This is a genomic window from Intrasporangium calvum (assembly GCF_028446585.1).
Taxonomy (GTDB): domain Bacteria; phylum Actinomycetota; class Actinomycetes; order Actinomycetales; family Dermatophilaceae; genus Intrasporangium; species Intrasporangium calvum_A.
Genome location: NZ_JAPFQL010000053.1, coordinates 1 through 24,536 on the forward strand (window position 1 = coordinate 1; position 24,536 = coordinate 24,536).

Consider the following 24,536-nt stretch of genomic DNA (forward strand, 5'->3'; position numbering starts at 1 on the left):
CCACTCGACGCAGCCCACGCCCCACCTGACTAGGACACGCCATGACCCACCTTCGGAGCGCCATCTCGCTCTGCGCCCTCCTCACTCTCGCCGGCTGCTCTGGAGCGTCGGCCACGACCCCGGAAGAGGGCTTCATGGACCACGCCGCCTACTCCCAGGAGTACCGGGCGAGCAAGGCGCAGCTGACCTTCCCCCCGGGCTACCCCGCGACGCGCGAACGCATCGAGCCGGCCGAGGAGGACAACGTCTGGGAGGTCGGGAGCGGCACGTCCGACGCCGTGGCCGAGTGGAACTGCGCCTGGGGCGCCGAATACCTTCGGACCCGCACGACGTCAGACCGAGGCGCTGCGGCTCTCGACATGTTCACCCGGATCCGTGAGACCCCGGCCTGGGACAAGGCGTGGCCGCCCGACTCGCAAGCCGTCATCAACCAGATCATCTCCAAGGCGGAGCTCGGAGACCCCAGCGAGATGCAGGAGCTCGTCGAGGCCAACTGCTCGGACCTGCTGTGAAGCGCGCCGCCGTCGCTGCGCTGACGTCCATCCTCGTCGGCGCTGGTGCGGGTTGTTCTCCCGGACCGACAGCGCCTGGCCCGGGCAGCTCCGGGCCGACACCTGGTGCTCCGGCGACGGGCACGGTGACCGTCGCTCGCGGTGACCTCACCGCCGTGGTCGTCGCCGACGGCACGGTCCAGAGCCGCGTCCAGTTCACCGTCGGCTCGCCCCGCCGGGGGCAGACACGACCGGCGGTGCAGGTCGGCGAAGCGGTCAGGAGGGGCACACCTCTTGCCCGCGTCGACGACGTCACCGTCACCTCACCCGGCCCCGGGCGCGTCGTCGCGGTCGCCGCAGCAGGCGAAGTGGTCACGAACGAACCTCTGGTCGTGATTCGATATGCCGGCTTCGGAGTGAGTGCGACGGTCTCTCCCGAGGACATGTTCCGGATCTACGAAACGCCCCAGACCGCGACGGTGGCCATCCGGGGCGGAGCGACCGGGGTGGAGTGCACGGTCGTACCTGCTGCAACGTCACTGCCCGCTCAGGCCGGCGAGGTCGCGGGAGCAGCCGCTCCTGCAGCGCCCGGCGGGTCCGCCGCAGCCACCTGCCTGCTGCCGTTGGAGACGGTCGCCTACGAGGGAGTGCCCGCCAAGCTCGGCCTACGGACCGGGCAGGCGTCGGGGGTCCTGACGCTTCCGGTCACCGCGGTGTCCGGCCAGCGGCAGCAGGGCGAGGTCCTGCTCCTCCCCAGAGGAGGCAGCCCCGAAGTGCGAAGCGTGCAGCTCGGCATCAGCGACGGCGTGCGCATCGAGATCGTGAAGGGCCTCGCTGCGGGCGACATCGTGTCGGCACAACCTCCGGGGTTTCCGTGACGGCCACCACCGCGACTCTCCAGACCCTCCACGTCGATGACGTCCACCACGTCGTCCCCACAGTGCAGGGCGACCTCACCCTCCTCCACGGGGCCTCCTTCACGATCGCGGCAGGAGAGACAGCCGCCATCATGGGACGGTCGGGCTCGGGCAAGACGACCTTGCTGAGCATCGTCGGACTGATGCTGAGGGCCACGCGCGGCGAGGTCGTCATCGCGGGCCAGCCCACCTCTCGCCTCTCGGACGCCGAGCGGGCCCGACTCCGGAACCAGACCCTCGGTTTCGTCTTCCAGGGCTACTCGCTGGTGCCGCACCTGACCGCGGCCGAGAACGTCGCTCTCCCGCTCTCCTACGGCCCGGCGGTGTCCTCTGCCGAGCGGCGGGCCGCCGCGCAGCTGTTGGAGATGGTGGGTCTCGGGCATGCGGCACGTCGCTATCCGCGTCATCTCTCCGGCGGAGAGCAGCAGCGCGTGGCGATCGCTCGAGCACTGGTGCGCTCCCCGGGTCTCCTGCTGGCCGACGAGCCGACCGGAGCGCTGGACGTGGCCACGGGCGAGGCGGTGCTGGACCTCCTCCTCGACGTGGCGCGAGCGCGAGGCACGTCGGTCCTCGTGGTGACCCATGACGAGGCCGTCGCTGCGCGGACGGGTCGCCGCCTGCTCATCGTCGAGGGCCGGTTGAGCGAGGATCAGGCCGCATGCGCGCCCTGACCCGCACCTGCGCCTCCGTCCTGCAGGACCTGCGCGCCCAGCCGCTCCGCGCCATCGTGACGGTGGTGGCGATGCTCGTCGGAGTGCTGGCGGTGGTGGCGGTCACAGTGGCCGGTGCCGTCACGGAGGGGTTGGTCATCGCGAAGTCCGAGCAGGAGGTGGCTCGTGAGACGACCTACTCGGTCGACCTGACGGCGCGCGGCGGCAACTCGGACGCGGACGCCTTCTGGGACGCCCTGAGCGCCCGTATCCCAACGGACCACGTCGGACTGGCCATGCTCGAGTCGCGCACGATCTGGCCCGAGCCCGCCGCAGGCCTGGACGCCGGGACGCCGGTCACCGTCTGGGTGGTGCAGGGTGACTACCGGGCGATCCGGCGCCTCCCACTCCTCGACGGCGCGTGGCCGAACGCCGGCACGAGCCGCCCGCCGGTCGCCGCCGCGAACCTCGCGGCAGCGCGCCTGCTCGACGACTCGTTCACCTTCCGTGAGCGCACGCAAGGAGTCCTCGCCGTCACCGGAACGGTGGCAGACGGAGAACCGGCCCCGAACCTCTACATCGACTGGGACGTGGCCCACCTGATGTTCCCGTCACCGGTGCAGCGCGAGTCGATCCGCGTGCTGGTCCGCGTCGATCACGCCGACCCGACACCAGTCCGACGCGCTGCCGAGGCGGCCGCGACCAGCACCGGGTGGACCGTGCAGGCCGTGGAGCGCCATGACCAGATCGCGGGGATCCGCGACGAGCTGCAGCTCGTGCGCACGGCCTTCCTCATCTGTGGAGGGATCGCCCTGCTCGTCGCTGCACTCGGCATCGTCAACATCGGGCTGTCGACAATCGGCCAGCGGTCGCGAGAGCTGTCGATCCGGAGGGCCGTCGGGGCGCGCCGCCTCGATCTGCTCCTCCTCGTCCTCGGCAACGCCCTGGCCCAGGCAGTCCTTGCCGCCGGGGCGGCCGTCGCCATCGCCTGGGTCGCCGTCGCTGTGGTGGTGCCTCGGGCGGTCCCCCCGGAGTCTGCGCTCGACGCGCCCACGCTCCCGTGGACCACGGTTGCCGTGGCCCTGCTCGCGGCCGGATCGACAGCAGTGATCGGGTCGCTGCTGCCGGCCATCCGGGCTGCTCGGATCGACATCGCCGCGGTACTGCGCGACTGACCCCACACAGCAACACACCCGCCTGCCGCCAAGTCCCCCTGCTGCAACAGGGGTGACCTCGCGGCAAGCGGGTGTGTTGCGTCGCGGTGTGGGGTCAGGCCGTGCGGGCCAGGCCGAGCTCGGCCGCCGAGGCCAGCGACGGGTGCTTGGGCACGACCCGGATGCTGTAGCCGAACGACCCGGTCCGCGTCAGCGTCTGCGCCCCGGCGAACTGGTGGATCCCGTTGTCGTAGCTCTCGACGAAGGAGAGCGGGGCGGCAACGGTCTCACGCAGCTGGTCGTTGTCGGAGACACGTCCGTGGACGAGCTGCACCTCGACGTCTTCCGGCGTCAGACCGGCGAGGTCGACATAGGCACGCACGTGGAGCGTGTCACCGATCTGGGGGCTGTCGGACACACCGGACGGCTCGACGTGGTCGACCCGGACCTTCGGCCAGGCCGCCCGGACCCGCGCCTTGTAGGCAGCCAGCTCCCGGGCCCCCTTGAACTCGGGGCCGTTGAGCGCCCGTCCCGCCCCGGCGGCCGGGCTGTAGAGCTGCTCGGTGTAGTCCTGCACCATCCGGCTCGCGAGGACCTTCGGCCCGAGCGTCTTGAGGGTGTGCGTCATCATCGAGATCCAGCCGTGCGGCAGGCCCGCCTCGTCGCGGTCGTAGAACGACGCTGCCACGTTGTTCTCGATGAGGTCGTAGAGAGCGGCCGCCTCGATGTCATCGCGACGGTCGGGGTCCTCGACGCCGTCAGCGGTCGGGATGGCCCAGCCGTTGTGGCCGTCGAACCACTCGTCCCACCAGCCGTCGAGGATCGACAGGTTGAGGCCGCCGTTCAGGGCGGCCTTCATGCCTGACGTGCCGCAGGCCTCGAACGGGCGCAGCGGGTTGTTCAACCAGACGTCGCAGCCCGGGTAGAGGTGCTGCGCCATCGCGATGTCGTAGTTCGGCAGGAAGACGATCCGGTGCCGGATCTCCGGGTCGTCGGCGAAGCGCACCATCTCCTGGATGAGCCGCTTGCCGGTCTCGTCGGCGGGGTGCGACTTGCCGGCGATGACGAGCTGCACGGGGCGCTCGGGGTCGAGCAGGAGCCGCTTGAGGCGCGCCTTGTCGCTCAGCATCAGGGTGAGGCGCTTGTAGGTCGGCACTCGCCGGGCGAAGCCGATGGTCAGGACCTCGGGGTCGAGCACGTCGTCGACCCAGCCGAGCTCGGCCTCCGTGGCCCCCCGCTTGTGCCAGGAGGACCGCACCCGGCGCCGGACGTCGGCGACGAGGTTGGCCCGCATGGCGCGCTTCGTCTCCCAGATCGCCTGGGCCGGGACCTCGTCGATCCGCTCCCAGGCGTTGGCGCCGGCGATGTCGGCCGTGCCGAGGTACTGCCGGGCGACGTCGTAGACCGCGCGGTCGACCCACGTCGGCGCGTGGACGCCGTTGGTGATGCTCGTGATCGGCACCTCGTCCTCGTCGAAGCCCGGCCACAGACCGTCGAACATCTCGCGGCTCACGTGACCGTGCAGCTGGGAGACGCCGTTGGCGCGCTGGGCCAGCCGCAGGCCCATGACGGCCATGTTGAAGATGCCGGGCTGGCCGCCTTCGTAGTCCTCCGCACCCAGCGCGAGCAGCCGCTCGACGGGCACACCGGGGATCGCGTTGGCGCCGCCGAAGAAGAGCTCGATCTTGTGGGCGTCGAAGCGGTCGATGCCAGCAGGGACGGGCGTGTGCGTCGTGAAGACGGTCGCCGACCGGACGGCCTCGAGCGCCTCGTCGAAGGACAGGCCGTGGTCGCGGACCAGCTCGGTGATCCGCTCGACGCCGAGGAAGCCGGCGTGGCCCTCGTTGGTGTGGTAGACCTCCGGCGTCGGTGAGCCGCTGAGGCGCGACCAGATGCGCAGGGCCCGGACGCCGCCGACACCGAGGAGGAGCTCCTGCTCGAGGCGGGTGTCTCCCCCGCCGCCGTAGAGCGACTGGGTCACCTTGCGGGTCTGCTCGTCGTTGCCGGGGACGTCCGAGTCGAGCAGGAGGAGCGGCACGCGGCCGACCTGGGCGCGCCAGATGTGCGCGTGCAGGACGCGTCCCGCGGGCAGGTCGATCGACACGACGGCCGGGGTCCCGTCGGCCTCGCGGACGAGCGAGAGCGGCAGTCCGTCGGGGTCCAGGACGGGGTACGACTCGAGCTGCCAGCCGTCCCGCGACAGCGACTGCTTGAAGTAGCCGGTCTTGTAGAAGAGGCCGACCCCGACGATGGGCACCCCGAGGTCGGAGGCCGACTTGAGGTGGTCGCCGGCGAGGATGCCCAGGCCACCGGAGTACTGCGGGAGCACGGCGGTGATGCCGAACTCCGGGCTGAAGTAGGCGATCGCTGCGGGGGCGGCGTTGCCTGCCGCTTCCTGCTCGCGGCTCCACGTCTGGTACCAGCGCTCGTTGGTCAGGTACGAGTGGAGGTCGGCGTTGGCGGCGACGACCCGCGTGACGAAGTCGTCGTCAGCGGCGAGCGCGTCGAGCTCCTCGGCGGAGAGTCGGGACAGCAGCCGGACCGGGTCTTCCTTGGTGTCGGCCCACTTCTGCGGGTCGATGCTCTGGAAGAGATCGCGGGTCGGGGGGTGCCACGACCAGCGGAGGTTGCTCGCCAGGACGCCGAGACCTTCGATGCGGGTCGGCAGGACGGTGCGGACACTGAAGCGACGGATTGCCTTCACGAGGGGACAGCATACGGGTCCCGCCCGCAATTTCTTGCAGTACTTGCAGGGTCTTTTCACAAACGTGATGCCGTATGCCGCTGGGCTCGTTCCCACGACCTCGAGCCCTCCCAGCCCCTGGAGCCTGCAGCGCCTGACGTCGCCCACGGGACAGATGACGCACAGACGCCAGTAGCCGGAAGCGGCCCCTGCATGAACTCGGTCCTGGCACGGCCGAACCTGCGTCATCCGTCCCCGGCCCCAGGTGCGCGGAACGCAGCCTGCCGGGAGGTGCGTGGCGAGCGGGAGCGAGCCCAGCGGCATACGGCGTCGTCGACGCGCCCGAGAAGTCCACTGGGCTCACCATGGGTGCGAATCGATGCACATTCGATACGGTCGATGCGTGACTGGCTCCTCTCCGACATCACGTCCGAACCAGCCCCTCGAACCGCCTGCCAAGGCGCAACCCAGCCCCGCCCCCGACCCCACCGCGACCCCGGTCGCGGAGGTCGGCGTGACCGACGACAACGAGGCGGGCGCCGTCCACCTGGCCCCCGCCGGCAAGGTCAGCGCCCCACCCACCGTCGCCGGGATGCCGGGCAGCGCGACCCCCTACGGCCGCATCCCCGTCACCGACGTCAGGCCGCTCGTCGACGGTGGCCGCCGCCCAGCGAAGTCAGTCGTCGACGAGGACTTCGTCGTCCGCGCCAAGGTCTTCCGCGAGGGCCACGACGCCGTCAACGCGACCGTCGTGCTGACCGACCCCGACGGCAAGGACCACTACTTCGCGATGCACTGCGACAACGTCGGCCTCTCCGAGTGGAGCGCGACGGTGCGGGCGGACCGCCCCGGGTGGTGGACCTACCGCGTCGAGGGCTGGTCCGACCCCTACGCGACGTGGGTCCACGACGCCGGGATCAAGATCGGCGCCGGCGTCGACGAGGAGCTGATGTGCGCCGAGGGCGTGCGGGTCCTCGAGCGGTTCGCCGCGTCGGTGCGCGGGCTCGGCGTCGACGCGAGCGAGATCGACAAGGGCGTCGCCGCGCTGCGCGACACCTCCCGCCCGGCGGCCCACCGCTTCGGCGCCGCCACCTCCCCGGAGATCAAGGGTCTCGCCACCTGGATGCCGCTGCGTGAGTTCGTCTCCCCGACCGAGCGCTACTCCCTGCTCGTCGAGCGGGAGCGGGCGCTCTACGGCGCGTGGTACGAGATCTTCCCGCGCTCCGAGGGGGCGCACCGCGACCCCGAGACGGGCGAGTGGACGTCCGGCACCTTCCGCACGGCCGCCGAGCGCCTCCCGGCGATCGCCGACATGGGCTTCGACGTCGTCTACCTCACCCCGATCCACCCGATCGGCACCACCGCTCGCAAGGGCCGCAACAACACGCTCTCCGCCGAACCGGGCGATCCCGGGTCGCCCTACGCGATCGGCTCCCCCGACGGTGGGCACGACGCGATCCACCCGGACCTCGGCACGTTCGAGGACTTCGACCACTTCGTCGCCGAGGCCAGGCGTCACGGGCTCGAGGTCGCCCTCGACATCGCCCTGCAGGCCTCCCCCGACCACCCGTGGGTCGACACGCACCCCGAGCTGTTCACCACCCGGGCCGACGGCACCATCGCCTACGCCGAGAACCCGCCCAAGAAGTACCAGGACATCTACCCGCTCAACTTCGACAACGACCCCGCCGGGGCCTACGCCGAGGTGCGCCGCGTCATTCAGGTGTGGCTCGACCACGGGGTGCGCATCTTCCGCGTGGACAACCCGCACACCAAGCCGGTCGCGTTCTGGCAGTGGCTGATCGCCGACGTCGCACTCGAGCACCCGGAGACGATCTGGCTGTCCGAGGCGTTCACCAAGCCGGCGATGATGCACACGCTGGCCAAGGCGGGCTTCCAGCAGAGCTACACGTACTACGCGTGGCGCAACGAGGCGTGGGAGCTCGAGGAGTACGGCCGCGAGGTCGCCGGCGACGCAGCCGCCTACATGCGCCCGTCGTTCTGGCCGACGACGCACGACATCCTCACCCCCTACATGCAGTACGGCGGCCCCACGGCGTGGAAGCTGCGCGCAGCCCTCGCCGCGACGATGGTCCCGACCTACGGCATCTACGCCGGCTACGAACTGATGGAGCACGTCGCCCGGCCCGGCGCCGAGGAGCAGATCGACAACGAGAAGTACGAGTACAAGGACCGCCAGTGGCACCTCTACGAGCCCGGCGGGCCCCTCGAGAGCCGGTCCCTCGCGTGGTACCTCAAGCGGCTCAACGAGATCCGCGGCTGGCACCCGGCACTTCGCTGGCTGCGCAACCTCCACTTCCACCGGGCCGACGACGACAGCTTCCTCGTCTTCTCCAAGTCCCGCCTGGTGGACGGCCAGCGGGACACGGTGCTCGTCGTCGCCAACCTGGACCCGCACGCCACCCGAGAGACGTGGGTACACCTCGACATGGAGGCCCTGGGGCTGGCGACGTGGTCGACCTTCGACGCGCACGACCACGTGCTCAACCAGACCTTCGTCTGGCGGCAGGACAACTTCGTCCGTCTCGGCCCAGACTCCGAGCCCGTCCACATCTTCAGCGTGAGGAGCCACTGACCGATGCAGGGACTCAACCTCGCCCAGCCGGGCCTGAAGTACGACCCGCAGTGGTTTCGCAAGGCCGTCTTCTACGAGGTGCTCGTGCGCGCCTTCGCCGACTCCAAGGGGTCGGGTGCCGGCGACTTCACCGGCCTGATCGGCAAGCTCGACTACCTCCAGTGGCTCGGGGTCGACTGCCTCTGGCTCCCGCCGTTCTACGCGTCGCCCCTGCGCGACGGCGGCTACGACATCGCTGACTACAAGGCCGTGCTCCCGGAGTTCGGCACGTTGCCGGAGTTCACCGAGCTCGTGTCGCAGGCCCACGCCCGCGGCATCCGCATCATCACCGACTTCGTGATGAACCACACGAGCGACCAGCACCCGTGGTTCCAGGCGAGCCGCGCGGAGCCCGACGGCCCCTACGGCGACTTCTACGTCTGGTCGGACACCGACGAGCGCTACCCCGACGCCCGGATCATCTTCGTCGACACCGAGGTGTCCAACTGGACCTTCGACCCGGTGCGCCGGCAGTTCTTCTGGCACCGGTTCTTCTCCCACCAGCCGGACCTCAACTTCGAGAACCCGGCCGTGCAGGAGGCGATGTTCGACATCGTCCGGTTCTGGATGGACCTCGGCATCGACGGCTTCCGCCTCGACGCCGTCCCCTACCTCTTCGAGGAGGAGGGCACCAACTGCGAGAACCTCCCGAAGACCCACGAGTTCCTCGCCCGGCTGCGCGCCATGGTCGACGAGGAGTACCCGGGCCGCATCCTGCTGGCAGAGGCGAACCAGCCGCCGGCGGAGGTGGTCGACTACTTCGGGTCTGAGGACGACCCCGAGTGCCACATGTGCTTCCACTTCCCCGTCATGCCGCGGCTCTACTACGCGCTGCGTGAGGAGAAGGCGCAGCCGATCGTCTCCGTCCTGGCGGACACCCCGGAGATCCCAACGGCCACCCAGTGGGGCACCTTCCTGCGCAACCACGACGAGCTCACCCTCGAGATGGTCACGCCGGAGGAGCGGGCCGCGATGTACGGCTGGTACGCCCCGGACCCGCGGATGCGCGCCAACGTCGGCATCCGCCGGCGGCTGGCCCCGTTGCTGGACAACTCGCGCCCCGAGATCGAGCTGATCCACGCCCTGGTGCTCTCGCTGCCCGGCTCGCCATGCCTCTACTACGGCGACGAGATCGGCATGGGCGACAACATCTGGCTGACCGACCGCGATGCCGTCCGGACACCCATGCAGTGGACTCCCGACCGCAATGCCGGCTTCTCGAGCGTCGACCCCGGCAAGCTCTACCTGCCGGTCATCTCGAGCCTCGTCTACCACTACAACAACGTCAACGTCGAGGCGCAGATGGCCACGTCGGCCTCGCTGCTGCACTGGGTGCGCGGGATGCTGCAGGTCCGTAGCCGCCACCCGGTCTTCGGGCTGGGCGACTTCCAGGTCGTCGAGGCCGACAACGAGGCGGTCCTCGCGTTCACCCGCTCGATGGAGGCTGACGGCAACGACCCGGCCGAGGCCGTGCTCTGCGTCAACAACCTGTCGAGCCGGCCCCAGGCTGCGACGATCACGCTGCCCGAGGAGTTCGCCGGGCGGCAGCTCGTGGACCTCTTCGGGGGCAGCGGCTTCCCCTGGGTGGCTGCCGACGGCCGGGTGACGATCACGCTCGGCACGCGGGACTTCTTCTGGTTCCAGCTGCGCGGCGGGGAGGAGCCTGCCTGATGGCCATCGTCCACAAGGGCGCGTCCCTCGTCCCCAACAAGATCGAGCTGCTGACTCAGTGGCTGCCGCACCAGCGCTGGTACGCCGGCAAGGGCCAGGTCCCCCGGCTCGAGCGGGTCGGCGGCTTCCGGTTCGAGGACCCCGAGGGCGAGGTGGGCGTCGAGGTCCTCCTCGTCGCCGACCACTCGGCCTCCCCCGTCGTCGTCTACCAGGTGCCGCTCACCTACCGCGGCGCTCCTCTCGAAGGGGCGGAGCACGCTCTCGTCGGGACGATGGAGCACAGCGTGCTCGGCCCGCGCTGGGTCTACGACGGTCCCCACGACCCGGTCTACGTGGCCGGCCTCGTCGAGACCATCCTCACCGCCGGGGTGAGCGACATCGCCCAGGGCTCACAGGGAAGCAACGCGGTCGCCGTCGGCACGTCCACCGGAGTCACTGACGGTGTCGTCTCCTCCTCGAAGGTGCTCGCCGGGGAGCAGTCCAACACCTCGATCATCTGCCGCATGTCGGCCCCCGGCGGAGGTCCCGGAGAGCCTCTGATCGTCAAGGTGTTCCGGATCGTCCAGGACGGAGACAATCCCGACGTCGTCGTGCAGTCCGCCCTGACGCGGGCCGGATCGACCCGGGTGCCGGCTGCCTTCGGACACCTGTCCGGCGCGTGGGACGACCCCGCCGGTTCGGGGCCGGAGAAGCACGGGCACCTCGCCTTCGCGCAGGAGTTCATCCCCGGAGTCGAGGACGCCTGGCGCGTCGCGCTCGTCGCCGCCGCAGCGGGCACCGACTTCACGGCGCGGGCGCGGGACCTCGGGGTGGTGACCGCCGAGATCCACCAGGCGCTCGCTCAGACCTTGGGTCGGACCGAGCCCACCCGCGAGGCTCGCGAGGCGCTCGAGCGCTCCATGCAGGAGAGGTATGCCGCTGCCGTTGCCTCCGTGCCCGACCTCCGGTCGCGCTCGGCCGACGTCCACCGCCTGCTCGGCCAGGTCGGCTCGGTCGCGTGGCCACCGCTCCAGCGGGTCCACGGCGACTACCACCTCGGCCAGGTCCTCGACGTCCCGGAACGCGGCTGGGTCGCCCTCGACTTCGAGGGGGAGCCGCTGCGGCCTCTCGCCGAACGGGTCCTGCCAGACCTCGTCCAGCGGGACATCGCCGGCATGCTCCGGTCCTTCGACTACGCCGCCGGCTCCGTCCGGCTCAGCGGGAGCAGCGCGGCTGCGGCGAACGCGGACGCCTGGGCCGCCGACTGTCGGGCCGCCTTCCTCGCTGGGTACGAGTCCGTGGCGGGCCCGTTCGATGCGGCTGGACAGACCTTGGTGCGTGTCCTCGAGCTCGACAAGGCGCTCTACGAGGTGGTCTACGAAGCCCGGAACCGCCCGTCATGGCTGCCGATCCCGGTCGACGCCGTCGACCGGATCCTCGCGGAGAAAGGGCCTGAGCGATGAGCACGGAACGCCCCGGCAGCACACCGGCTCCCGGATCGAGCCCGGCGCCCGGCCCCACCCTGGACCAGGGGGCCATCGACGCACTGCTCCAGGGTCGCAACGGCCAGCCCCACGACCTGCTCGGCCACCACGTCGGCCCGGGCGGACTGACCATCACCTGCTTCCGCCCGCTGGCCCAGTCCGTCCGAGCCCGCCTCGACACCGGCGCCGAGGTGGACCTCCAGCATGTCCGGGACGGGATCTGGTCGATGACCTCACCCGACTTCGACACGAGCCACGACTACCGCCTCCTCGTTGCCTACGGCGACGGGGTGGAGCACGAGCAGGACGATCCCTACCGGTTCGCCCCGACGCTCGGTGAGATCGACCGGCACCTCATCAACGAAGGACGGCACGAGCAGCTCTGGACCGTGCTCGGCGCGCACGTCCGCCACTACCCGGGTCCCCTGGGCGACGTGTGGGGGGTCTCCTTCGCGCTGTGGGCCCCGCGGGCCAGGGCGGTGCACGTCATCGGCGACTTCAACGGGTGGGACCGGCTGTCCCATCCGATGCGCGCGCTCGGCTCGAGCGGCATCTGGGAGCTCTTCCTCCCCGGCGCCGCGGAGGGCATGAACTACCAGTTCGCGGTGCGCGGTGCCGACGACATCGTCCGGCTCAAGAGCGACCCGATGGCGCGGATGACCGAGGTGGCCCCGAAGCAGGCCGCCATCGTCACCCGGTCGCACTACGCCTGGCACGACGACGAGTGGATGGAGCGCCGTCGCACGAGTGACGCGCACGTCGGGCCGATGAGCATCTACGAGGTCCACATCGGCTCGTGGCGCCAGGGCCTTGGCTACCGCGGTCTGGCCGAGCACCTCGTCAACTACGTCCGGGACGCCGGCTTCACCCACGTCGAGTTCCTGCCGGTGATGGAGCACCCCTACGTCCCGTCGTGGGGCTACCACGTCACCGGCTACTACGCCCCCAGCTCGCGGTGGGGCACGCCGGACGACTTCCGTTATCTCGTCGACCAGCTGCACCAGGCGGGCATCGGGGTCATCCTCGACTGGGTGCCCGGCCACTTCGCCACGGACGACTGGGCCCTCGCCCGGTTCGACGGGGAGCCGCTCTACGAGCACCCGGACAAGCGGCTCGGCTGGCACCCCGAGTGGGGCTCCAACATCTTCGACTACGGCCGGCCCGAGGTGCGCAACTTCCTCGTCGCCAACGCGATCTACTGGCTGGAGGAGTTCCACGCCGACGGCCTCCGGGTCGACGGCGTGGCGTCCATGCTCTACCTCGACTACGCCCGCAACGCCGGCGAGTGGGTCCCCAACCGTCTCGGCGGCCGCGAGAACCTCGAGGCCGTCGCACTGATCCAGGAGACCAACGCGACCGCCTACAAGCGGGTGGGCGGCATCGTCACGGTCGCCGAGGAGTCCACCTCCTGGCCCGGGGTCACGAAGCCGACCGACCAGGACGGCCTGGGCTTCGGCTTCAAGTGGAACATGGGCTGGATGAACGACTCCCTGAGCTACCTCGGCCAGGACCCGGTCTACCGCAGCCACCACCACGGCAAGCTGACCTTCTCGCTCATGTATGCCTTCAGCGAGAACTACGTCCTGCCGATCAGCCACGACGAGGTCGTGCACGGCAAGGGCTCCCTCCTGCGGAAGTCACGCGGCTCCCGCGAGGACCAGGTCGCCACGCTGCGGGCGTTCCTCGCCTACCTGTGGAGCCACCCGGGCAAACAGCTGCTCTTCATGGGCTGCGAGTTCGGGCAGGAGTCCGAGTGGTCCGAGGGTCGCAGCCTCGACTGGTGGCTGCTCGACCAGCCACTCCACTACCGGGTCCACAACCTCGTCAAGGACCTCAACGGCATCTACCGCGCCAACCCGGCACTCTGGGAGCTCGACTCCGACCCGGCCGGCTTCCAGTGGCTCGAGGCGGACGACGCGGCCCACAACACGTTCGCGTGGCTGCGCTTCGGCGCCGGCGATCGCGCCGTCGACTCGCCCGTGGTGGCGTGCGTCGTCAACTTCAGCGGGGAGACGCAGGAGGGCTACCGGGTCGGACTGCCCCGAGGTGGCGCATGGCGCGTCGTGCTCGACACCGCCGGCTACCACCCCGGCGCTCCCTCCAGCACCGGCGTCATCGTCGAGGCCCGGCCCGAGGCGTGGCAGGGCCAGGAGCACGCCGCGATGATCACCGTCCCGCGGCTCTCCGCCGTGTGGCTCATCCCGGAGGCCCCCGCGGAGCCCGCCGAGCCAGCGGTGGCCGCCACCCCGGCGACCCTGGCCGAGACCCCGACCACGACCCCGGCCGCCACGACGACCACGGCAGACCCAGCGCCGCTTGCAGACCCACGCGAAGGAAACACGCCATGACCCACCCACGCGCCGGACAGCCTGCTCAGGCCGAGGACCTCGTCGACCTCGACGCCCTCCTGGGCGCCTACTACGACCGTCACCCCGACCCCGACAACCCTGACGAGCAGGTCGCCTTCGGCACCTCCGGCCACCGTGGCTCGAGCCTCAACACCGCCTTCAACGAGGACCACATCCTCGCGACCACCCAGGCGATCTGCGACTACCGGGCAGACCAGGGCTACGACGGGCCGCTCTTCATCGGCCGGGACACGCACGCCCTCTCCGACCCTGCCTGGCGCTCGGCCCTCGAGGTCCTCGTCGGCAACGGGGTCACCGTGCTCGTCGACGACCGCGACGGCTACACCCCCACCCCGGCGGTCTCACACGCGATCCTGCGCGCCAACCGCGGCAAGTCAGCCGGCGCGTCCGGGCTGGCCGACGGGATCGTCGTGACACCGTCGCACAACCCGCCGGCTGACGGCGGCTTCAAGTACAACCCACCCAACGGCGGCCCGGCCGACACGGACGCGACCTCGGTCATCGCGGCCCGCGCCAACGAGCTGATGCGCGGGGGGTTGAAGGACGTCAAGCGGGTCGCCTACGACCGAGCGCGAGCGAGCTCAGCGGCATACGACTTCATGGGGACCTACGTCGACGACCTGCCCCACGTCGTCGACCTCGCCCGGATCAAGGAGGCCGGCGTCCGCATCGGGGCCGACCCGCTCGGCGGTGCTGCCGTCGCCTACTGGGGTGAGATCGCCGAGCGACACGGGATCGACCTCACCGTCGTCAACCCCGAGGTCGACCCGCGCTGGGCCTTCATGACGCTCGACTGGGACGGCAAGATCCGCATGGACTGCTCCTCCCCCTCCGCGATGGCATCGCTCATCCGCAACAAGGACGCCTACGACATCTCCACGGGCAACGACGCCGACAGCGACCGGCACGGCATCGTCACCCCCGACGGCGGCCTGATGAACCCCAACCACTACCTCGCCGTCGCGATCCAGTACCTCTACGGCGGGGGCCGCCCCGGCTGGGGCGCCGGGACCGCCATCGGCAAGACGCTCGTGTCCTCGTCGATGATCGACCGCGTCGCCGCCGACCTCGGCCGGACGCTGCTCGAGGTGCCCGTGGGGTTCAAGTGGTTCGTGCCGGGACTGCTCGACGGGTCCGTCGGGTTCGGCGGCGAAGAGTCGGCTGGCGCGAGCTTCCTCCGCTTCGACGGGACCGTGTGGTCGACCGACAAGGACGGCATCATCCTCGCCCTGCTCGCGTCGGAGATCCTCGCTGCGACCGGTCGCACCCCGAGCCAGCACTACGCCGACCTGGCCGAGCGCCACGGTGCCCCCGCCTACGCGCGCATCGACGCACCGGCCAACCGCGAGCAGAAGGCCAAGCTCTCGGCGCTCGCCGCGACCGATGTCGCCGCCAACCAGCTGGCCGGCGAGCCCATCACCGCCAAGCTGACCGAGGCGCCGGGCAACGGCGCGCGGATCGGCGGGCTCAAGGTCGTCACGGACAACGCGTGGTTCGCGGCGCGCCCGTCCGGCACCGAGGACGTCTACAAGATCTACGCCGAGTCGTTCCGCGGCGCCGAGCACCTCGCCCAGGTGCAGGCGGAGGCCAAGGAGGTCGTGGACGCGGCCCTGCGCGGATGACCGACGAAGCACCGGCTCGCGGGCGGCTCTTCCTCATCACGGCTCCCAGCGAGGCCCGTGCCGCTGCGGTGGCCGGGCAGCTGGGAGACCGGCTGGAACGGGCCTTCGTCGTTTCCGGATCGCAGATCGGCGCGATGGTGGTGCAAGGACCTGGCGCTGATGCCCCCAGCGCTCTGGAGCGGGTCCGCGCCCTGCTGCTGCGCTGGTCGGCGTGCCTGGCGGCAGCAGAGACCTTCCTGCTCGAGGGCTACGACGCCGTCGTGCACGACACGATTCTCGGCGAGCACCTCGAGGACTTCCTCGACCTGTGCGCCCCGGAGACGGTCCACGTGGTCGTGCTCGACGACGCAGCGGCCACCGGCACACCTCGCTGGGGGCTGTGGCTGGACCCGTCGCTGGCTGCGGACGCGGTGGCGGACGAGCTGCTGGCCCGGCTGGAGGAGTCGGAAGTCCTCACAGTCGAGCCGACGGGTGCCGGAGACGAGGCCTGACGAGCCGCTCCGGGTGCCGCCCGCTCACTCGAGCGGGCGGCACCTGTCGTGTCAGCTCAGAACAATGCACTCATGAGGGACTTGCGAGCCCTGCCCACGCGCTCGTCGGCCGCCCCGACCACATCGAACAGCTCGACCAGGTGCTCGCGAGCCTTGTTGCGGTCGGCGTCGCTCGTGACCCGGACCGTGTCGATGAGCCGCGCGAACGCATCCTCCACGTGGCCTCCGAGCAGGTCCAGGTCCGCCACGAGGGTCTGCGCGTCGACGTCGGTCGGTGACGCGGCGGCTGCCGCGCGGGCGGCGTTGAGGTCGACCCCGGCCGTGCGCTGGAGCAGGCCCACCTGGGCCAGACCGAGCTTGGCTTCGATGTCGGCCGGGTTCTGGGCCAGCGCCTCCCGGTAGGCCGCCGCCGCCTCGTCGAGGTCGCCGGCCTCGATCGCGTCGAAGGCCTTCTGGTGCAGTGGCGGCAGAGGGGCGGCAGCGGGCTCCTCCCCCTCGCCGCCGCCGGCGCCCGCCCCGGCCGAGTCGCCGGTGGGCACCCGCCCGGTGAGGCCGTTCTGGGTCGCCAGGGCGAGGACCTGGTCGATGACCGCGACGAGCTGCTGCTCTGGCTGGGCGCCCTCGAAGAGGGGCACCGGCTGTCCTTGGAGGAGCGCGAAGCTCACCGGCACGGCCTGGACCTGGAAGGCCTGCAGGGTCGCCGGGTTGCTGTCGACGTCGATGGTCACGAGCTGGAAGCGGCCGGCGTACCGTTTCGCCACCTCGGTGGCTGTGCTGACGAACGTGCCCGTCTCGGGCAGTCGCGAGGACCACAGGACGAGGACGATCGGGTAGCGGGTGCTCGCCGCGATGACGTCGCGGATGGTCGCGTCAGAACCCTCGACGACGACGGCAGCGGTCCCGGAGGTGGTGGGGGCGCCGGCCGCGGAGGATCCGGGGCCAGCCGGCGGGGCCGGACGCTTGAGTGAGGAGAGGTCGACGGCACCGCGCAAGGCTGCTGCTGTGAAGGGCTGCTGGCTCATGGATCAATCCTGCCTCACCGGCCCGTGCCCGCGACAAGCTGGTCGGAGGCGGCCACGATCCGCGCCGCCCCGGTCGGCGGGATGACGAACGCGATGATCTGGTTGGAGGTCAGGCTCGCCTCGGTCGTGATCCGCTTGATGCCGGTCAGCCGGGTGAAGTCCTTGGACGGCGTCAGCTTGGCAGCGCGCCGCAGGGCGATGCTGTCGGTGCGCACGACGTTCGCGAAGACGATCGCTCCGTCGCCGTTCTTCAGGCGGAGACCGCCGATGACCTCGCGTGGCTCGTGCGACTGGGTGAAGCTGCCGCTCGCCGAGACCGCCTTGTCCTGCGCTCGCGCGGACTGCCGCAGCTGAGCGGTCAACGGGTCCTCGACGAGGAGCGACGTCTCCTTGGGCTCGGGGAAGGTGACCGCCCCGGCGAAGGCCTGCATCACGTCCTTCGGAGTGGCCGCCAGCCCCGCCGCGTCGCCGATGGCCTGGGAGCCGATCGACGTCGGGTCGAGCACGTCCAACCGCGACTCAGCGAGCATCGGGGTCAGGGCCGCGACCTTGAAGTCGGCGCCCGGCGTCTCGGCGACGAGGAGTGCCAGGACGGCCGCCTTGGTCTTCTCGAGGGTCGTCTGGACGAGGATCTGCCGTGGCTCGTCTCCGACTCGGGAGATCCCGAGGACCTTGGCACCGCTGGTCGACAGCGCCGCGTCTGCGCGCTGCTGCTTGGTCTTGGCGGGCAGCGTCTTGGCCCAGGCGTGCGCGGACTCGAGGGCCGGTCCGGTGAAGGCGGCCTCCCGGGCGGCCTCTCCCGTCGGCGAGGTGTCATCGAGGGCGGCCACGGCCGCGGCGAGGCGAGCATCGGCCGTCGAGGTCGCGGCGGTGGCCGCGACGACGGGCGTGGGTTGCGTCTCCGCGCCTTCGTCGGCGTTCCCGGTGCAGGCGCTCAGCACGGCGACGGTGGCGAGCGCCGCGGCGAGAGCACGTCGGCGGGTGGCGGGGCGGGGCATACAGGAGCCTTTCGGTGACACGTCGGACGCGGGGTGCGCGACCGTGCGGCCGGGGACGGCCGCCCACCACCATACGCAGGCCTCTCGGGGCCTCTGCAAATCGGTGTGGTAAGGGCCACCCGCCTCGGCGGTGCGGGGAGGCCTCAGCCGGCCGGGTGAGAGGACTGCCTCTCGATGGCTGCCTCGAGCCGTTGGAGCTTGCCGTCGAGCTCACCGGTGAACCCGGGCCGGATGTCGGCCTTGAGCACGAGCCCGACCCGTGGCGCGGCCTCGGCGAGGACGTCGCAGCAGCGCTTGACGACGCCCATGCACTCGTCCCACTCCCCCTCGATCGTCGTGAACATGGCGTCCGTGCGGTGAGGCAGGCCGGACTCGCGGACGATGGTGATGGCGCGGGCGACGGCGTCGCTCACCGAGCCGGTGTCGTCCGCGGCGACGGTGGGGGCGACGGAGAAGGCGATCAACATGCCTCCCACCGTATGCCGCTGAGCTCGCTCCCACAGGCCCGGCACCTCCCGCTCCTCCCGCCGGGCCTCGGGCCGCACCTGGGCCACGACTCTTCAGCACGTGCGGGAAAGTGGCGCGCGGGTCAGATCTCGAGCTGGGTCACGAGGGTGTCGGCCGCGGTGTAGGGATCCGTCGCCCCTTCGACGACCTGGGCTGCGAGCGTGCCGAGGCCGTGGTGGCCCCCGACGTGTCCGAACCGGGCCCGCAGCGACGCCAGTGCGATCGACTCGATCTCGTCCGCGGCGCGCCGCTCGCGTCGTCGGCGCAGGTCGCCGTTGTCGTCGATGTGCGCCCAGTGCTTGTCGAGCGCCTCCATCACCTCGTCGACGCCGACCTGCTGCGCGGCGATGGTCTTGATGACGGGCGGCCGCCAGAGTCCGGGCTCGGTCCGGTCGCCGAGCGAGATCATGTGGCGCAGGTCGCGGACGGTCGCGTCGGCGCCGTCGCGGTCGGCCTTGTTGACGACGAAGACGTCACCGATCTCGAGGATGCCGGCCTTGGCGGCCTGGATCCCGTCACCCATCCCCGGCGCGAGGAGCACGACGGACGTGTCGGCCAGCCCGGCGATCTCCACCTCCGACTGCCCGACGCCGACGGTCTCGACGAGGACGACGTCGCAGCCAGCCGCGTCCAGGACCCGGATCGCCTGCGGGGTCGACCACGAGAGGCCGCCGAGGTGGCCGCGGGAGGCCATCGAGCGGATGTAGACCTCGGGATCGAGCGCGTGGTCCTGCATCCGGATCCGGTCGCCGAGCAGGGCTCCACCGGAGAACGGCGACGACGGGTCGACCGCGAGGACCCCGACACGCAGCCCACGCGCCCGGAAGGCCCCGACGAGCATCGTCGTCGACGTCGACTTGCCGACGCCCGGCGAGCCGGTCAGCCCGATGACCCACGCCTTGCCGGTGTGCGGCGCGAGCGTCGCCATCACCTCGCGCAGGGCGGGGTGACCGTCCTCGACGAGCGAGATGAGGCGCGCGACGGCGCGCGGAGAGCCCGCCCTGGCCGATTCGACCAGGGCGGGCACGTCAACAGTTCGGCGTGAGCTCACCAGTGCTGCAGGTGTTTCGAGCGGGCCGGGATCAGGCGGTCTTGGGCACGCGGACGATCAGGGCGTCGCCCTGCCCGCCGCCACCACAGAGGGCTGCCGCACCGACACCGCCACCGCGACGCTTCAGCTCGAGCGCGAGGTGCAGGGCGATCCGGGCGCCAGACATGCCGATCGGGTGTCCCAGAGCGATGGCGCCGCCGTTGACGTTGACCTTGTCGACGTCGATTCCGAGCTCCTTGGCGGAGGCCAGGCCGACGGCGGCGAAGGCCTCGTTGATCTCGATGAGGTCGAGGTCGGCGGGTGTGATGCCCTCCTTCTCGCAGGCCCTCGCGATGGCGCGGGCCGGCTGCTGCTGGAGGGTCGAATCGGGACCGGCGACGACACCGTGGGCGCCGATCTCGGCGACCCAGCTCAGGCCGAGCTCCTCGGCCTTGGCCTTGCTCATGACGACGACGGCGGCCGCCCCGTCGGAGATCTGCGAGGCGGAGCCGGCGGTGATGGTGCCGTCCTTGGCGAAGGCAGGCCGGAGGCCACCGAGCGACGCGGCGGTCGTGTCGGCGCGGATGCCCTCGTCGGACTTGAACTCGATCGGGTCGCCCTTGCGCTGCGGGATGGACACGGCGACGACCTCGTCGTCGAAGAGCCCGTCCTTCCAGGCCTTGGCGGCGAGCTGGTGGGAGCGGGCCGAGAACTCGTCCTGCTCCTGGCGGGTGAAGGCCTGCTCGCCGGTGTTGGCCTGCTCGGTGAGCAGGCCCATCGCCTGGTCGGTGAACGCGTCCCACAGGCCGTCGTAGGCCATGTGGTCGCGCATCGTCACGTCGCCGTACTTGTAGCCCTCACGGGACTTCGTCATCAGGTGCGGTGCGTTGGTCATCGACTCCTGGCCACCGGCGACGACGATGTCGAACTCACCGGCGCGGATCAGCTGGTCGGCCATCGCGATGGCGTTGATCCCCGACAGGCAGACCTTGTTGATGGTCAGCGCGGGCACGGTCATCGGGATGCCGGCCTTGGCCGCGGCCTGGCGGGCGGGGATCTGCCCGGCCCCGGCCTGGAGCACCTGGCCCATGATGACGTAGTCGACCTGCTCGGGTGCGACCCCAGCCTTCTCGAGGGCGCCCTTGATGGCGATGCCACCGAGGTCGGCGCCGGAGAAGTCCTTGAGCGATCCCAGCAGCCGGCCCATCGGGGTGCGGGCTCCGGCAACGATCACGGACACGGGACGGTCAGTCATGGCAATGCCTCTCCAACGTCTTTGGGGATGTCCGCACCACTCTAGACGCGGTGTCTGAGAAGGCTCCCGGGCGCATGACGAGAGCCACACGTGGGAGCGAGCCCAGCGGCATACGACGTCGTCCGTATGCCGCTGGGCCCGCTCGGGCGGCCACGTGGCGTCAGCGCCCCCGGCGTCCCACGTCGCGGGCGTAGGCGTCGAGCACGGCGAGGACCTCGGGTGCCCGCCAGAGGACGCGGCGGGACTTGTGGTGGCCGCTGGGGATGAGCACACCGGCATCGGTCAGGACGCGCAGGTGTCGGTGGACGTTGGTCTCGGAGATGCCGAGCTGCCGGGCGGCGGTGGCGGCGTCGAGGACGGGTTGCGCGATGAGGACGTCGGTCAGGCGCCACACCGCCGAGTCCCGCCGGGCGTGGACGCGGGTGACCCACCCGGCGCGTACCGCGGTGATGCGTTCGCGCATGAGTCGTCCGTGCCGCACGGCCCGCAGCCCGGCGAGGGCGAAGGCGGTCACGATGGGCTCCGGGTCTCCCCTGCGGTAGTCGTCGAGCGCAGCGATGTAGCCGTCACGGTCATGCAGCAGGCCGCCGGAGACCGGGATCGTGGCATGGCGGGTGACCCCCTTGGCGCGAAGCAGTGCGTGGACGAGCGCCCGCCCGGTGCGGCCATTGCCGTCGGCGAAGGGGTGGATGGTCTCGAACTGGGCGTGCGCCACCGCGGCTTGGGCGAGCACCGGCAGGTCGTCCCGCGAACAGAAGGCAACGAGGCCCTCGATGGCTGCGAGGACCCGTGAGTGGTGGGGGGCGACGAAGTCGGCAGTCAGCGGGGTGCTTCCGCCAGGACCGATCCAGACCGGCTCGGTCCGCCACCCGACGAGGTGGGGCGAGGCGGCGCGCAGGAGGACCTCCTGCATGTGGAGGATCGCTGCGGCGTCGAGGCGGTCGGCGAGCTGGATGGCGGCCACCATGGCATCCGCGTTGGCGACGACGACCGCGGCGTTGCCGCGCCCCGCGTGAGTGACCTCGGCCTCCGCAACGGCGCGTGCTGAGGCGGTCAGGTGCTCGATCTGGGAGGACGACGCCGACTCGCTCCGGAGGAGGATCGCGTCGAGGCTCGCCAGCTCCCCGTCCGTCTCGGCGTCGAAGGCCCGCATCTCGGCGACCGCCTCCTCCGCCTGGGCGTGGACCCGTGACGCGATGGTGAGGTTCTCGTCGGCGATGGGGGGTGGGACGGCGGCCCGGTAGGTCCGCCCGACCGCTGAGCGCTCGGCGCGGGTCGGGCCGACGAGGCGCGCCGGGGGGTCCCAGACGTGTTCCTCCCACGTCACGGCGGGCCACGCCATGAAGCCTCCTTCCGCTGACGCGTGCGGGTCTCCAGATTATCACTTACGCTGCTAAGTGATAATTGACGTGGCAGAGGGCACGATGCTCGAGGGTGGCCCGCCAACGACGGGCGGCCTATTTTGAGCGGCATGACCACACTCGCAGGCCCGCTCTTCACGCACATCGACCACGTCGGCATCGCCGTCCCCGACCTGGACGAGGCGATCGCCTTCTACTCCGAGAAGTACGGCATGACGATGCTCCACGAGGAGACCAACGAGGAGCAGGGCGTCCGCGAGGCGATGATGGGGGTCGGCGACTCCGGCTCGTGCATCCAGCTGCTCGCGCCGCTCTCCCCGGAGTCGACGATCGCGAAGTTCCTCGACCGCAGCGGGCCGGGGATGCAGCAGCTCGCCTACCGGGTCACGGACATCGACGCGGTGTGCGAGACGCTCCGCGAGCGCGGCCTGCGCCTGCTCTACGACGTGCCGAAGCGCGGGACGAGCAACAGCCGGGTCAACTTCATCCACCCGAAGGACGCCGGCGGCGTGCTCGTCGAGCTCGTCGAACCTGCCGCTGACGCCCACTGACCGAGGGATGGATACCGAGTACTGACGCCCCCCACATACCCCCTCCCCCAAACTCGAGTGGCCCCGGTGTCCCCAGGTGCGTGCTGTGGACACCGGGGCCACTCGCGGTGTTTGGCGCCTGGGCTGTGGAGAGCGGGGCCACTCGAGTTGCGGAAAGGGCGGGAGGGCTGGGACGGTCCCTGCGTCGGGGAGCCCGCTCAGCGGCATACGGGCTGCTCGTCCATGGCCTCCGCCACCACGTTGGGGACGTGCGTGTGTGACTCGCCAGATCCGTGACTCAGGTCACCTGTGGTGGGAATCTCAAGAGGATGCACGCCTCAGGACACATGACTACGTTCGGGTAATTCCATGACGCCAGCGACCAAAGGACCTCACATGCAGGCCATCCGCGACGCCATCCTCTCCGGCGATCGGAGCGAAGAGACCTACCAGAACATCGAGATTCCCGAGAGCTATCGGGGAGCGACCGTCCACAAGGACGAGGTCGAGATGTTCGAAGGGCTCACCACCAAGGAGAAGGACCCCCGCAGGTCCCTCCACATCGACGAGGTACCCGTGCCAGAGCTGGCACCCGGTGAGGCGCTCGTCGCCGTGATGGCGAGCGCCATCAACTACAACACGGTGTGGACGTCGATCTTCGAGCCCGTGTCGACGTTCGGCTTCCTCGAGCGCTACGGCAGGACGTCCGACTACGCCAAGCGGCACGACCTGCCCTACCACGTCGTCGGCTCCGACCTCGCGGGCGTCGTGCTCCGCGTCGCCCCCGGCGTCTCCAAGTGGAAGCCCGGCCAGGAGGTCGTCGCCCACTGCCTCTCGGTCGAGCTCGAGGACGCCGACGGGCACAACGACACGATGCTCGACCCGCAGCAGCGGATCTGGGGCTTCGAGACGAACTTCGGCGGCCTCGCCGAGCTCGCCATCGTCAAGGCCAACCAGCTGATGCCCAAGCCCGACCACCTCACCTGGGAGGAGGCCGCCTCCCCCGGGCTGGTCAACTCCACCGCCTACCGCCAGCTGATCTCCAAGAACGGCGCCGCGATGAAGCTCGGCGACCGCGTCCTCATCTGGGGAGCGTCCGGTGGCCTCGGCTCCTACGCGACCCAGATGGCCCTCGCCGGCGGCGCGACGCCGATCTGCGTCGTCTCCTCCCCCGAGAAGGCCGAGATCTGCCGCTCGATGGGCGCCGACCTCATCATCGACCGCAACGCCGAGGGCTACCGGTTCTGGAACGACGAGGGCACCGAGCAGGACCCGCGCGAGTGGCAGCGGCTCGGCAAGAAGATCCGCGAGCTGACCGGCGGCTACGACGTCGACATCGTCTTCGAGCACCCCGGTCGTGAGACGTTCGGCGCGAGCGTCTACGTCGCGCGCAAGGGCGGCACCATCGTCACGTGCGCCTCGACCTCCGGCTACATGCACGAGTACGACAACCGGTACCTGTGGATGAACCTCAAGCGGATCCTCTCGTCGCACTTCGCCAACTACCGCGAGGCATGGGAGGCCAACGAGCTGATCAACCGCGGCCTGATCCACCCGACCCTCTCGCAGACCTACCGACTCGAGGACGTCGGCCAGGCGGCGCTCGACGTCCACCGCAACGCCCACCAGGGCAAGGTCGGCGTCCTCACGCTGGCACCGGAGGAGGGCCTCGGCGTCACCAACGCCG

19 protein-coding genes are annotated in these 24,536 nt (G+C 70.7%); 12 read left to right on the plus strand and 7 right to left on the minus strand.

The features are described from left to right. Window positions 1–41 precede the first annotated feature (41 nt). The 4 genes from OO014_RS12645 to OO014_RS12660 all read left to right on the plus strand — a co-directional run bounded on the left by OO014_RS12645 (window position 42) and on the right by OO014_RS12660 (window position 3,233). Window positions 42–512 (plus strand): hypothetical protein, encoded by a 471-nt coding sequence (locus tag OO014_RS12645; RefSeq protein ID WP_272462680.1) that lies wholly within the window; start codon window positions 42–44, stop codon window positions 510–512. Between the two features lie 125 nt (window positions 513–637). Further along, window positions 638–1,369 (plus strand): hypothetical protein, encoded by a 732-nt coding sequence (locus OO014_RS12650; protein ID WP_272462681.1) that lies wholly within the window; start codon window positions 638–640, stop codon window positions 1,367–1,369. Next, window positions 1,366–2,079 carry an ABC transporter ATP-binding protein gene (locus OO014_RS12655; RefSeq protein ID WP_272462682.1) on the plus strand — a complete coding sequence of 238 codons (714 nt, stop codon included), beginning with the start codon at window positions 1,366–1,368 and terminating at the stop codon, window positions 2,077–2,079. The genes OO014_RS12650 and OO014_RS12655 overlap by 4 nt, the downstream gene beginning before the upstream one ends. Further along, window positions 2,067–3,233: an ABC transporter permease gene (locus tag OO014_RS12660; RefSeq protein ID WP_272462683.1), complete on the plus strand. Its 1,167-nt coding sequence runs from the start codon at window positions 2,067–2,069 to the stop codon at window positions 3,231–3,233. The genes OO014_RS12655 and OO014_RS12660 overlap by 13 nt, the downstream gene beginning before the upstream one ends. A gap of 94 nt (window positions 3,234–3,327) precedes the next feature. On the opposite strand, the gene glgP is transcribed toward OO014_RS12660, so the two are convergent. Continuing rightward, window positions 3,328–5,916 (minus strand): alpha-glucan family phosphorylase, encoded by a 2,589-nt coding sequence (gene glgP / locus OO014_RS12665; RefSeq protein ID WP_272462684.1) that lies wholly within the window; start codon window positions 5,914–5,916, stop codon window positions 3,328–3,330. A 382-nt stretch (window positions 5,917–6,298) separates the two neighbouring features. Here glgP and OO014_RS12670 point away from each other — a divergent pair, with 382 nt between their 5' ends. Genes OO014_RS12670 through OO014_RS12695 form a run of 6 tightly spaced genes read left to right on the plus strand, consistent with a single transcriptional unit; the run spans window position 6,299 to window position 16,146 of the window. Then, window positions 6,299–8,491, plus strand: coding sequence for an alpha-1,4-glucan--maltose-1-phosphate maltosyltransferase (locus OO014_RS12670; protein ID WP_272462685.1), 2,193 nt, complete (start codon window positions 6,299–6,301; stop codon window positions 8,489–8,491). 3 nt (window positions 8,492–8,494) lie between these two features. After that, window positions 8,495–10,201, plus strand: coding sequence for a maltose alpha-D-glucosyltransferase (gene treS / locus OO014_RS12675; protein ID WP_272462686.1), 1,707 nt, complete (start codon window positions 8,495–8,497; stop codon window positions 10,199–10,201). Next, window positions 10,201–11,643 (plus strand): maltokinase N-terminal cap-like domain-containing protein, encoded by a 1,443-nt coding sequence (locus OO014_RS12680; RefSeq protein WP_272462687.1) that lies wholly within the window; start codon window positions 10,201–10,203, stop codon window positions 11,641–11,643. Before treS ends, OO014_RS12680 begins: the two co-directional genes overlap by 1 nt. Next, window positions 11,640–14,012: a 1,4-alpha-glucan branching protein GlgB gene (gene glgB / locus OO014_RS12685; protein WP_272462688.1), complete on the plus strand. Its 2,373-nt coding sequence runs from the start codon at window positions 11,640–11,642 to the stop codon at window positions 14,010–14,012. The genes OO014_RS12680 and glgB overlap by 4 nt, the downstream gene beginning before the upstream one ends. Further along, entirely contained in the window at window positions 14,009–15,655 is a 1,647-nt protein-coding gene (gene pgm / locus OO014_RS12690) for a phosphoglucomutase (alpha-D-glucose-1,6-bisphosphate-dependent) (protein ID WP_272462689.1), read from the plus strand. Before glgB ends, pgm begins: the two co-directional genes overlap by 4 nt. Then, window positions 15,652–16,146: a hypothetical protein gene (locus OO014_RS12695; protein WP_272462690.1), complete on the plus strand. Its 495-nt coding sequence runs from the start codon at window positions 15,652–15,654 to the stop codon at window positions 16,144–16,146. The genes pgm and OO014_RS12695 overlap by 4 nt, the downstream gene beginning before the upstream one ends. Before the next feature lie 56 nt (window positions 16,147–16,202). On the opposite strand, the gene OO014_RS12700 is transcribed toward OO014_RS12695, so the two are convergent. The 6 genes from OO014_RS12700 to OO014_RS12725 all read right to left on the minus strand — a co-directional run bounded on the left by OO014_RS12700 (window position 16,203) and on the right by OO014_RS12725 (window position 22,300). Then, window positions 16,203–17,168: a tetratricopeptide repeat protein gene (locus OO014_RS12700; RefSeq protein ID WP_272462691.1), complete on the minus strand. Its 966-nt coding sequence runs from the start codon at window positions 17,166–17,168 to the stop codon at window positions 16,203–16,205. A gap of 14 nt (window positions 17,169–17,182) precedes the next feature. Then, on the minus strand, window positions 17,183–18,166 hold the full coding sequence (locus OO014_RS12705) for a hypothetical protein (protein ID WP_272462692.1): 984 nt from the start codon (window positions 18,164–18,166) through the stop codon (window positions 17,183–17,185). A gap of 143 nt (window positions 18,167–18,309) precedes the next feature. Next, on the minus strand, window positions 18,310–18,633 hold the full coding sequence (locus OO014_RS12710; protein ID WP_272462693.1) for a thiamine-binding protein: 324 nt from the start codon (window positions 18,631–18,633) through the stop codon (window positions 18,310–18,312). A 122-nt stretch (window positions 18,634–18,755) separates the two neighbouring features. After that, window positions 18,756–19,700, minus strand: coding sequence for a methylmalonyl Co-A mutase-associated GTPase MeaB (gene meaB / locus OO014_RS12715; RefSeq protein WP_272462694.1), 945 nt, complete (start codon window positions 19,698–19,700; stop codon window positions 18,756–18,758). Window positions 19,701–19,755: 55 nt separating this feature from the next. Then, window positions 19,756–20,958, minus strand: a complete 1,203-nt coding sequence (locus tag OO014_RS12720; RefSeq protein WP_272462695.1) for an acetyl-CoA C-acetyltransferase — start codon at window positions 20,956–20,958, stop codon at window positions 19,756–19,758. A 160-nt stretch (window positions 20,959–21,118) separates the two neighbouring features. Next, window positions 21,119–22,300, minus strand: coding sequence for a Fic family protein (locus tag OO014_RS12725; protein ID WP_272462696.1), 1,182 nt, complete (start codon window positions 22,298–22,300; stop codon window positions 21,119–21,121). Between the two features lie 129 nt (window positions 22,301–22,429). On the opposite strand from OO014_RS12725, the gene mce reads away from it, so the two are divergent. Further along, window positions 22,430–22,870, plus strand: a complete 441-nt coding sequence (mce, locus tag OO014_RS12730) for a methylmalonyl-CoA epimerase (RefSeq protein WP_272462697.1) — start codon at window positions 22,430–22,432, stop codon at window positions 22,868–22,870. A 375-nt stretch (window positions 22,871–23,245) separates the two neighbouring features. Then, window positions 23,246–24,536, plus strand: a 1,291-nt coding sequence (gene ccrA / locus OO014_RS12735; RefSeq protein ID WP_272462698.1) for a crotonyl-CoA carboxylase/reductase, incomplete at its 3' end; no start/stop codon positions are given.